This window comes from Prevotella sp. 885 (genome assembly GCF_002265625.1).
In the GTDB taxonomy this organism is placed as follows: Bacteria; Bacteroidota; Bacteroidia; order Bacteroidales; family Bacteroidaceae; genus Prevotella.
Genome location: NZ_NOVE01000069.1, coordinates 1 through 11,874, shown reverse-complemented (window position 1 = coordinate 11,874; position 11,874 = coordinate 1). Strand labels below are relative to the sequence as shown.

The window sequence follows — 11,874 nt, the reverse complement described above, 5'->3', positions numbered from 1 at the left end:
AAGTCCCTTGTACATATTAATGCTGACATCATTTTTCATACAGCAAAGGTAAACATCTTTACGGAAAATCTATCATGTATCGTTGATATATTTGGGTAGGGATGCCACGGACTTTATCGGATGAGCCAAAGAAAGCACCTTTTTGAGATTTTCTTTTGTTATCATATTTTTTCTTTGACTAAACGCGTATTCAATTGCGTGCAACTTTACTTTTCATACCCCTCATAATAATAGCTCTGCTCAATCCCCTTGAATATCACTTCACTGTTCTCCGTGTCGGAAGTGAGGTTCTGCGAGAGCAGATAGCGCAGCTCGAGGTCGTTGATGGGAGAACGTTCCATGGCCGAGAGATATTGGTCTTTGTCAACATACTGCCAATTAACCACTTTGCCTATAGAGCGTTTGAGCATCATGTCGAGCCAGATGCGAGTGGAGCGGCCGTTGCCATCCATGAAAGGATGGCAAACATTCATCTCAACATACTTTTCTATGATTTGCTCAAAAGTGTCTTCAGGCATTTTCTCAACTGCCTCAAGGGCGGCCTGGAGGTAGAGACTATTAGCGAAGCGAAAGCCTCCTTTGGCGATATTTTTGTTACGGATAGAGCCTGCGAATGGATACAGACCGTCAAACAGATAATGATGTATCTGCTGAAGGCCTGCCGTAGTTCCAATGGGAATTTTATCTATATCGCCCGACTCAAAGAGACGGCGTGCGTGATCTAACGACTTTTCGTCAATTTCCTTTGTTGTCATAATCAATTGAATTGTTACACAAAGATAAAAACAATCCTTGATAATCACGAATGATTATCCTGAATTATTTGAATTTTCGCCATACAAATATTGTCTATATAGTAAAAACATGTTACAAAATAAAAATTGATTCTAGAGAATCAAAAAGCTGTTTTTATGGTATTCTGCTGAACAAACAGCACCAATGCTTAACGATAGTGCCACTTTTACAATCCAATAGTGCCACTATTAGAGTGTAAAAGTGGCGCTATTGCAGCTAAAAGAGGCTCATTTGAGAGCAGGATTTCATAGAGTTTCTTCCGAAAACCGCATAACACACTGTGTATGAGAACATTACCTCTAAACGCTCAAAACTCAAGAATTTCGCACCAAAGATTTTGTTGTGCGCTCAACTCATAGTATTGAGCGTTAGAAATGCAAATATTGTATCGGAAGGCAAGGCGTCTCGCCATAGACTCCTAAGTTTGCCTCGTCTGCTGCGCAGAAACCATTTGGGATAAATCATTATGCGCTATGGTCTCAGTTTTTTTATAGAACTGGCGTATAATTCGCATTTTTTATGTAAGTTTGCCAAGTATAATCAATATGATTCCGACATTGAATAATCACACGAATAAATGCTATACCGCTGACTGCGCCATGTCCTTCTTTGACCAACTGGAGGACATTGCCACAGCTGACATCCCTATACGCGAACGCTATTATGTTCTGCGCGATACGTTTAAGCGTATTGTCAACCAAGCCATAGCGCTGAACAGCATCAACTTTATCGGACTGTTCGCCAAGCTTGACTACATCATAAAGCAGCATGACATTCCGGCTGAGGACGCCATCCTCATACACGACACGCGAAAGGTGCTCAACGCCATTCACGACACAGCGGACAACGACCTTACTACGTCGCTGCCATACGACATCAAGGCAACGGCTCTGCTCGTGTCGGCGATAAACGGCAGGATGAGCATACCGCAGTCGCTCGCAAGGCTTTTCCCAAAGAAGGACCGCAAGACAAGGTGGAGCAAGATTGACATCAATATGCTGCGCGTGGTGGTGAACTCGTGGGACGACGACTATATCTACGTCACGGAGGAGCAGAACGCTTCGGAGATGAAGGTGTGTTACGGAACGCAAAACAGATATCTCACGCATAACGGCAAGGGCGACTGGACTTACCTGAAGCAGATTCTCGCAAAGGACTCGCAGCTCAATCTTGTGCGCATCCGCATGGAGGAGAATGTCTGCATGCCGGAACTGATAATCTTCGAGCCTGACTACCTCATCGACATCACCACCATAGCCTCTTGCTTCGAGACGTACGCCGAGTCGCCTTACGTGAATATGGTGAACCGTCTGAAGCCGCAAGCTAATACCGTGCACATCCATCTTGGTAACCTTGCAGGACGCTTCCTCGACGACACGGTGCACAGTCGCGATGTGTCGTTCGGCGAGGGCGTGATGGAGTTTTTCAAAGCCAACACCATCAGCCTCACGTCATGCGACGACATGAACGACAGGGGCACGGTGGACAAGTTCTATACGGACGCACGCATGCAGAAGCAGAACATACAAAGGCTTATAGGAGAGCGTCTGCCAAGAGAAATAGACGAGTATGACCCGAAGGCGGTGGTGCTGGAGCCTACTTTCTTCAGCGAAGTGCTGGGCATTCAGGGACGTCTCGACTTTCTGCACGACAAGGAGGGACGCACCACCATCATAGAGCAGAAGTCGGGCAAGGGCGCTTTCGTGCCTTTCTCGGCTCCGGGATTCAATCCCAACCGACCCGAACCGCAGGAGAAACACCTCGTGCAGCTGTCGCTTTACAGGGCGCTGTTCAGCTACGAATTCAGAAAACACTCTGACGAGCTGCGCCACTTCATGCTTCTCTACTCAAAGTATTCCGAGGGACTGGTGTCTATAGCCAACCTCCCGGAACTGACGTTGCGTGCCATCCGCATGCGCAATCTGCTGACATGGTGCGACACCACGCAGACAAGCAACGGGCTGAGGGTGCTGGAGAAACTCACGCCGGAGATGCTCAACCGCAAGGGTGCCACCGGACGACTGTGGGACGAATGGACCCGTCCCGAACTTGACCGGCTACTCTCACCCATACACGACGCCTCGCCGCTGGAACGTGCCTACTATTTCCGCTTCATGGAATTTGTGGAGCGCGAGCATCTTCTCTCCAAGGTGGGCAACAAGACGAAGGACGACAGCGGATTTGCAGCCATCTGGCTGGACACATTGGAGGACAAGCGGGCGGCTGGCAACATTTACGAGGAACTGACCATCAGCTCGTTCGGACAGAACAAGGACGGCATGGTGGAGAGCATCTCGCTGAACTTCGCAAGGGAGCAGTCGGCTGATACGTCAAACTTCCGTAAGGGCGACATCGTCATTCTCTATCCATATAAGGCGGACGCCACACCAAACGCCTGTGCGCAGATGGTGAACCGTGCTTCCATCAAGGAGATAACGACGGAGAGTGTGGAACTGGTGCTGCGCAACTCGCAGACTGACCGTCAGGTGTTCGACACGCCCGAAGGCACGTTCTGGGCAATAGAGCACGACATGTTCGAGTCGTCTTCACGCGCTCTCTACAGCGCCATGCACAGCTTCCTGTCCGCATCGAAGCAGCGACGCGACCTTATCCTCAGCCAACGACAGCCCACCATTGACGAACACGTACACATGCGGGGCGAGTATGGCGCTTTCAATACGCTTGTGGAACGGGCCAAGCAGTCGCGCGACCTCTTTCTCGTTATCGGTCCGCCGGGTACGGGCAAGACATCGTTCGGTCTGCTCAACATTCTCAAGGAGGAACTTACAGACCCTCACTCCAACGTGCTGCTGCTCTCTTACACTAACCGTGCCGTGGACGAGATATGCTCAAAGCTGGTGGAGAGCCAAATAGATTTTCTGCGAATAGGTTCGCCGCTAAACTGCGACGAGGCTTATCATGACCATCTACTATCGGAGCGCGTGCAGCAATGCCGCACCTCGAAGGAGGTGAAGGACGTGATAAGCGGCATGCGGGTGTTCTGTGCCACAACGGCTGCGCTCAACGCCAACATCCACCTCTTCAAAATAAAGCACTTCGACCTTGCCGTCATCGACGAGTCGTCACAGATACTGGAGCCTCATCTTATCGGACTGCTCAGCGCACAGTCGGGAGGGCGCGACGCCATATCGCGCTTCGTGCTCATCGGCGACCACAAGCAGTTGCCAGCCGTGGTGCAGCAGACACCGGAGGAATCGCACGTAGATGACGACGAACTGCGCAGCATAGGACTGACCGACTGTCGTCTGTCGCTCTTCGAACGACTGCTCTCCAACTTCAAGACTGACCACGGATATGACCCGCGCTACGTGTATATGCTCACACGGCAGGGACGTATGCACCGCGACATAGCTGAGTTTCCGAACTATGCTTTCTATGGCAACCGGCTGGAAGTGGTGCCGCTCCATCATCAGACGCTCCCTATAGAGACCTGCCATTCGCAGAACGGCATAGAGCAGATGCTCCGCACACGCCGCATAGCCTTTGTGGCAGCGCAGAAGCCAAGGGCGGCTGCTTCGGTGAAGACCAATCAGGTGGAGGCGGAAATGATTGCCGCCACGGTGGTGCAGATATATAATATATGTAAGGACAGGTTTGACGAAAGCCAGACGGTGGGCGTAATTGTGCCTTATCGCAACCAAATAGCCACCATACGCGGAGCCATCGACCGCTACGGCATCGGCGTTCTACATAACATAACCATCGACACCGTGGAGAGATATCAGGGCAGCCAGCGCGACTATATCATCTATGGCTTCACCGTACAGCAGCCTTACCAGCTGAACTTCCTCACCAACAACGTCTTCGAGGAGGACGGAATGGTGATTGACCGTAAGCTGAACGTGGCGATGACTCGTGCACGTCTGCACCTCGTGCTCGTCGGAAATCCCGACATTCTGCGCGAGAACTATACGTTCTATAATCTGCTGGAGTTTGTGAAGAGCAAGGACGGATACGTGAACGTTCCTACGGAACAATTCTGCAAGGGCGACTTCAGAATGCCGACGGCTGCCCAACGGAATAGCGAGGACGACGCTTTCCTCGGCAACAACCGCGACGTCAACCTTGTGTTTATCTGCTACGGTAGGTCTGACTTCTCACACGGGATGTCGGTATACAGCCGCGAAGAGGAAAGAAACATCGGCTTGACAGCTGCCAATCAGGTGGAAATATTCTGCCGTTACCTCATGCCGAAATACCATAATGAGGCAAAGCAGACGTTCTTGGCAAAAAAAGAAGAGCTGATGAAGCTTGCCGCAGAATACGGCGGACACTTGCGAATGGTGGACGTTGGATGTGGTCCGGCGACGTGCGGTGTGGCATTGGCGGAGACTATGGCGGACGATGACATCAATATTGAGTATGTTGGCATCGACGTTTCGGAAGAAATGCGGGCTGAAGGCGAAAGGCAGATGAAACGGTTCGGCGGACAAAACATCAGCTGGCGCTTTGCTTCTTCAATGGAAGAAGCGGCTGAAAGCCTGTCTGACGCAGCCCAATCGCCCACCCTCACAATATTCTGCTTCTCGCATTTCTTCGCTTCCATTGACGGCGAGACGGCAGAAAGGTTGGCGGAACAGATAATAAAGATAATGGCTGCGCGCAAGGAAGACAATCACATGTTCGTGGTAATGCAACCTCAAGAAGACAATAGACTGATGGCGTTCAGAGCTTTCAGAAAAGTAATGAATGAAGTATAAAAGAAAATCCCCGAAGGAATGTTCCTGGTTCAGGAACTTTCTCTCCGGGGACTCACCTTAAAAATGTAGCTTATGATGTCTGAAATGACATTCGTTAGTTGTACCAAATGGAGGAATCTAAACGACCGTGGCGGTCATCAGGTTCGTTATAAACATTGTCCAGCTCGTATGATTCCAGATCATAACTGCGCTTAATAGTCTTCATCATAATATCCTCCTTTTCCAGCCTTTTGTCTCGTATAGGCTTCTACTTGTTAATGACTAAAGGATGTGAGACATTATCCTATGGTATATAGTAAGTACTATTATTTTTAATAGATATCGCAAATATAGCAATAATATTGACACGTGTCAAGAGATAAACCTAAGAAATTTACTTTTTTAACACAATTAATGCTAAATCTTTTACAATATGCAGTTTTTATACCATAATCATTACGTCTTAGTCCTTCAGCGAGTAAACGATGGTGGTCACGACGCGCACCTTCTTAATATAAGGTGTTGTCTGGTCGCGGTCGTCGATGGAGAACTGGCCTTGGTCAGCTGACACAATCTTGTTGAGCTTGCTCTTTGAGTTGGCAGCAAACTTCTCTGCTGTCTTCTGCGCATTGGCTATAGCCTCCTCCATCATCTCCGGCTTCATTTCCTGGAACGACACATACTCGTACTTTACAGGATTCTCGTAACCGCCGTCCACAATGGCCACGCCTTCCTTGAGAAGGTCGGCTTGACGGGCAATGATGGAACGCACAAGCTTGACGTTGTTGGACGTTACGGTGATGACGGACGTGATGTTGTAGCGATAATTGCGGTCGTTGCTGCCGTATTGGTTGGCATTAAGGTCGATAACGATGGGAGCGTTGACGCTGATCTCCGAGGCTTTTATGCCATGGGAAGTGAGGAAGCGCTTTATCTTCGCCTGAGTATTGCCGAGGCGTGTGTAAAGATCGGGAAGGTCATCGCCAAGTTCCTTTGAGACGATAGGCCACGTCACCTTGTCGGCGTCCACCTCCTTCTCAGCAAGTCCCTTGACAGTAACCTTGCGATCCTTGTTTGCGAAATTGTCAATACCTCCCTTGATGCATAAACCAAGGACTACGATGCCGAGCGCTATGAGCGCTGCGCTTAGGATAGAATACTTGTTGTTCATAAATGTTAGTTTTGGGTTTGTTGATGGATTTATGATTTTTATTAAGTACACCTTGGTTTGCGGGAGGATTGGGGCAGGACTATAAAGCCCTTACCCCTGGCATACTTCTCTCAATATCTGCACGATGCGTTCTGCGGAACGACCGTCCCAACGTTCAGGGATGGCACAATGCTTCCATTCACCTGCCACCATACGCGTCATCTCCTCGCCAAGGAGAACGGAATCTTCGCCGACGAGTACGTTTGATCCGGTCTTGACGGTCTCGATGTGTTCGGTGTAGCTGTTGAGAGTGATGCACGGCACCATGTTGAACGTAGCCTCCTCAGCCACATTGCCTGAGTCGGTCACTACGCCAAGAGCATGTGCTGTGAGATAACCGAAGTCAAGATAGCCGAGCGGGCTTACAAGATGCAGCCCCTTGAAGAGCTGCGGATTCTCGCTTACGATGCGCTCCACAGCCTCTGCAGCACGCTTGCGGAGCGGTGCCACAACGGGCTTGTCACCTGCATGCTCCATCATGCTTACCATAAGGCCGCGCAACTCGTCAGTATTGTCGATGAGAGCCTTGCGGTTAAGCGTGAAGACGATGTAAGAGCCGTCCTCAAGTCCCAACTCATCCATGACAGCGGGACGCTGCATGCGCTGATGATTGAAGCGGAGAGTGTCCATAAGAATGTTGCCCACCATGTATATCTTAGACGACTCAGCTCCTTCACGGGTAGCTGCACTACTGCCGCCGATGCCCGCTGTGAAGAGGAGGTCAGAGAGTCCGTCTATGACGAGACGATTGATTTCCTTCGGCATGTTGATGTCGAAAGAGCGAGTGCCAGCCACCAGGTGGGCGAGACGGATGCCCTGCTTCTTTGTGACGATGGCAGCAGCCATTGTGGAGGCGAGGTCGTCCACCACGATAACGGCGTCGGTCTTGTGGTTTTGCAGATAGCGTTCGAAGGCGGACATCACCTGTCCCGTAAGCTCGTTAAGGTTCTCGCAGTCGACACCAAGGAAGACGTCGGGACGACGCATCTGAAGGTCGTCGAAGAGTGACGGCTCAAGTGTGGGGTCATCCTCACGGCCAGCGTAAACGAGGCTGTGGCTGACTCCTGCCGCTTCCATGACACGAAGAATCGGGGCTACTTTGATGAAGTTTGGACGTGCGCCAACAAATATGCAAATAATCATAATAGTGTTTAATAAGTTCCACTCCCTTATAGCTTCATAGCTTAGTGAACGGTATGCTGCTATCGCTTAAGCAGAGTGGGACAATCTTGTTATTAATTTATGTTTATTCCTTTTCCTTAAACAGTTCCTTTATTCCGCCCAGACTACCAAGCATGTTTGTAGCCTCGAAGGGCAGGAATACGGTCTTTGCCTGATTGCCCTGTGCGAGTTGCTCCATCATCTGGATATACTTCTGTGCGAGCAGGTAGTTGGCAGGATTGGTGCTCTTGCCTACTGCCTCCGTGATTGTCTCAATGGCGATGGCTTCAGCCTCAGCCTTACGGATGCGGGCCTGTGCTTCACCCTCTGCACGCAGGATTTCCTGCTGCTTGGCAGTCTCAGCGCGGTTGATTGTGGATGTCTTCTCACCCTCTGACTTGAGGATTTCAGCCTGCTTCTGACCCTCAGACGTGAGGATGGTGGCACGCTTGTTTCGCTCTGCCTGCATCTGCTTCTCCATTGCCTGAAGCACGCTTGCCGGCGGAATGATGTCCTGCAGCTCCACACGGTTCACCTTGATGCCCCACTTGTTTGTGGCGTCATCGAGGACGGCACGCAGCTTGGTGTTGATGGTATCGCGTGAGGTGAGCGTCTGATCAAGCTCCATCTCGCCTATGATGTTACGCAGAGTGGTCTGCGTGAGCTTCTCAATGGCGTTGGGAAGGTTGTTAATCTCATACACAGCCTTGAACGGATCGACAATCTGGAAATACAAAAGAGCATTGATCTGCATCTGAATGTTATCCTTTGTGATAACGTTCTGCTTGTCAAAGTCGTAAACCTGCTCACGAAGGTCGATGGTAGTGGAGTAAGCATATCTGCCACGATACATGGTCACGATGGTCTTGGCGCGATCCATGAAGGGGATGATGATGTTTATGCCGGGTCCGAGCGTTGCATAATACTTGCCAAGACGCTCCACTATCTTTGTTTCGCTCTGCGGGATTATCACTACAGCCATCTTTACGAAGACTACAGCAAGCACAACAAGTGCTATAAGAAAGACGGTTATTACACTCATAATAATAAATTGATGTTGGTTAAAGTTAATATTGTTGGTTAAAGTACTTAATCTGTTCGCTGCTTATCAGCGACATTCTTATGCCACCGGCTCCACCTTTACGATGATGCTTTCCCTGCCAATGATTCTGACACGTGCTCCGACGGGGATGTCATTCACGGCATCGCTTTCTGCTTTCCAGTCGTCGCCGTCCAGCTTCACACGTCCGTAACCACCGGCTTTCACAGATTCCGAAACCTCTCCCACTCTGCCTATAATGGCATCAGCGTTGCTGACACGATGGTTGGCTTTGGCATTGAGCATGGCAACGAGGCGCGGACGCAGGAAATAAATGGACAGTACGGAGAACACAGCGAACGCCACAACCTGCAACCAAAATGGCGCCGGTGTGAGCGACACGCCCATAGCACACAAGGCTCCGATGCCGAAACACGTGATGAAGAAGTCGCCAGACGTCATCTCCATTATCAGGCACACGAAGGCAACCACTGCCCATATCATCCAAATGTGTTGCAAGAAGTATTCTACCATAATCATAAGGTTTTAATAAGGTTTAATAAGAATGCTGTTTTAACATTTTCAAAGTTACCATCTTTTTTCCTTACAGCAAAACGATATGACTTATTTTTTGTACTTAAACCAACAATATGTCTTATTTCCACCAAACAAAAGCGTCTTTATTAACACGCGAGTATCTGCTCCGGACGTTCCACGAGTGTGGTGGCTCCGTGTGCAAGCAGAAATTCCTTGTCGCGGAATCCCCAAAGGACGCTGATGCAGGGCATGCCAGAATTGCGTGCCGTCTCTATATCAACGTCGCTGTCGCCTATATATACCGCCCCTTCTGCCGTTACGCCGAGCTGCTTCATAGCCTCTATTACGGTGTCGGGAGCCGGCTTCTTGCGTATGTCCTCACGCTCGCCGATGGCAACGGGCACAAGCTCGTCGCCGAAGAAATGACGGCAAAGCTCCTGCGTTGCCGCATAAAACTTATTGCTTACCACAGCCACCTTCTTGCCACGGCGCTTCAGTTCATGCAACAGTTCCATCACACCGTCGTAAGGACACGTGGTGTCAAGATTGTGTTGCATGTAATGCTGGCGGAAGTCGGCGTAGGTCTTGTCGAACGCCGGATTATCGAGACCGCCGGGAACGGCACGCTCCATGAGCTTCTTCACACCGTTGCCCACAAAACGCCTCACCTCGTCGATGGTGCGCTCCGGCATGCCATTGGAGGTAAGAGCATAGTTGCAACTGGCTGCAAGGTCAGCAAGGGTGGACAGCAGGGTGCCGTCAAGGTCGAATATGTAAGTGTTATACATGACTGATATATATATTAATGGTGTATATTATTATTGTGATTATCCTCGTTGTTCAATCAGCTGCAAAAGTACACATATTTTGTTTAAGACACCACTAAAATACTTCATCGAATTAAAAACACTTAATATATTTTGTCGTATGTCATAATTCTAATACCTTTGTACGGTATTAAGACACAAATTTGTTGAATAAAATAACATAAACAATGAAAAAGAACACAAGAAGAAAATACCTCATCCCGGCAGTTGCCTGTCTGGTGGTGATGGCAGGCTTCGTCTATTCTTACTTCTTCGCGTCGATGGCAGCAGGCAACGAAACGCGCTACGTCTACATCGACACGGACGACACAGTTGACTCGGTTTACACCAAGCTTACCGACGTATCAAGTTTAAATGGTATGGAAGGATTCAAGACGCTCGTACGACATAGCCATTATGCCGACAACATCCGCACGGGACGCTACGCCATCAAGCCCGGCGAGGGAGCCTTCACCGTATTCCGCCACATGAAGAACGGACTGCAGTCGCCCGTCAGCCTTACCGTTCCTTCAGTACGCACACTCGACCGTCTCGCCGCAGAGCTGTCAAAACGTCTCATGGTGGACAGCGCAGCCATCTACGAGGCTCTCTCTGACGAAGCTATATGCAAGAAATACGGCTACGACACCGCCACCGTGGCAGCGCTATTCATCCCTAATACGTATGACATCTACTGGAATGTCAGTGTGGAAAAGCTGCTTGACCGCATGAAGAAGGAGAACCATAACTTCTGGAGCGGACAGCGAGAGGAGAAGGCACGCGCCATGAAACTGACGCCTGTGGAGGTGACAACATTGGCAAGCATCATCGACGAGGAGACAGCCAACGACGGCGAGAAGCCTATGGTGGCTGGAATGTACTATAACCGCCTCATGCTACGCAACGCGGAATATCCCGACGGCATGCCGTTGCAGGCTGACCCGACCATCAAGTTCGCATGGAAACGTTTCGATCTGAAGCGAATCTACAATAACCTCCTCTACATCAAGAGCCCGTACAACACATACAAGAACCCCGGACTGCCCCCAGGACCAATCCGCATTCCGTCCATCGCCGGCATTGACGCCGTCCTAAATCACGTACATCACGACTATCTGTATATGTGCGCAAAGGAGGATTTCAGCGGCACGCACAACTTTGCACGCACCTACGAGGAGCATCTTCAGAACGCTAAGCGATATAGCGAGGCGCTTAACCGCAGAGGAATAAAGTAACTGAACTTGCGAAAGTTCAATAAAGTGAGAGAAAAGAATAACGGTCAAGCAAAGAGCCAGTCAACCTTTCGTTGACAAGCCTTTGCTTGACCGATTTTCGTTTATCTATATTTTAATAGGGAGATAGTTTACTCAAACCCACAAGCTACAAGCGGCTCTTCTCCTCATTGCCGGCTCCCGTTCCCTTGTACTTGCTGCGCTTGGCATTGAAATTGTACGTAACCTGCAAGGAGACGTTTCGAGTGTAGTTGTAGCAGTCTTTCGGGCTCATCCGATAAAGTCCGTGGCATCCCTACCCAAATATATCAACGATACATGATAGATTTTCCGTAAAGATGTTTACCTTTGCTGTATGAAAAATGATGTCAGCATTAATATGTACAAGGGACTT

9 protein-coding genes are annotated in these 11,874 nt (G+C 49.7%); 2 read left to right on the top strand and 7 right to left on the bottom strand.

Translation table 11 applies throughout. The features are described from left to right. Positions 1-206 precede the first annotated feature (206 nt). Positions 207-755 carry a protein adenylyltransferase Fic gene (fic, locus tag CHL74_RS13910; RefSeq protein ID WP_094881804.1) on the bottom strand — a complete coding sequence of 183 codons (549 nt, stop codon included), beginning with the start codon at positions 753-755 and terminating at the stop codon, positions 207-209. A 585-nt stretch (positions 756-1,340) separates the two neighbouring features. Here fic and CHL74_RS13905 point away from each other — a divergent pair. Continuing rightward, positions 1,341-5,516 (top strand): AAA domain-containing protein, encoded by a 4,176-nt coding sequence (locus tag CHL74_RS13905; RefSeq protein WP_094881803.1) that lies wholly within the window; start codon positions 1,341-1,343, stop codon positions 5,514-5,516. Positions 5,517-5,958: 442 nt separating this feature from the next. Here the strand turns inward: CHL74_RS13905 and CHL74_RS13900 are convergent, their stop codons facing one another. The 5 genes from CHL74_RS13900 to CHL74_RS13880 form a co-directional block, all read right to left on the bottom strand. Next, a complete protein-coding gene (locus CHL74_RS13900) occupies positions 5,959-6,666 on the bottom strand; it encodes an SIMPL domain-containing protein (RefSeq protein WP_094881802.1) in 708 nt (235 codons plus the stop codon). A gap of 90 nt (positions 6,667-6,756) precedes the next feature. Further along, complete coding sequence (locus tag CHL74_RS13895) at positions 6,757-7,848, bottom strand: UDP-N-acetyl glucosamine 2-epimerase (RefSeq protein WP_094881801.1); 1,092 nt, start codon at positions 7,846-7,848, stop codon at positions 6,757-6,759. Between the two features lie 103 nt (positions 7,849-7,951). Continuing rightward, the gene (locus tag CHL74_RS13890; protein WP_094881800.1) at positions 7,952-8,908 is read right to left on the bottom strand and encodes an SPFH domain-containing protein; all 957 of its coding nucleotides are present in this window, start codon (positions 8,906-8,908) and stop codon (positions 7,952-7,954) included. A gap of 78 nt (positions 8,909-8,986) precedes the next feature. After that, positions 8,987-9,445, bottom strand: coding sequence for an NfeD family protein (locus tag CHL74_RS13885; RefSeq protein ID WP_337640419.1), 459 nt, complete (start codon positions 9,443-9,445; stop codon positions 8,987-8,989). Between the two features lie 143 nt (positions 9,446-9,588). Next, the gene (locus tag CHL74_RS13880) at positions 9,589-10,230 is read right to left on the bottom strand and encodes an HAD family hydrolase (RefSeq protein WP_094881799.1); all 642 of its coding nucleotides are present in this window, start codon (positions 10,228-10,230) and stop codon (positions 9,589-9,591) included. Between the two features lie 206 nt (positions 10,231-10,436). On the opposite strand from CHL74_RS13880, the gene mltG reads away from it, so the two are divergent. Then, the gene (gene mltG / locus CHL74_RS13875; protein WP_094881798.1) at positions 10,437-11,483 is read left to right on the top strand and encodes an endolytic transglycosylase MltG; all 1,047 of its coding nucleotides are present in this window, start codon (positions 10,437-10,439) and stop codon (positions 11,481-11,483) included. A 145-nt stretch (positions 11,484-11,628) separates the two neighbouring features. Here the strand turns inward: mltG and CHL74_RS16425 are convergent, their stop codons facing one another. Next, entirely contained in the window at positions 11,629-11,754 is a 126-nt protein-coding gene (locus tag CHL74_RS16425; protein WP_254923325.1) for a hypothetical protein, read from the bottom strand. Between the last annotated feature and the right edge of the window lie 120 nt (positions 11,755-11,874).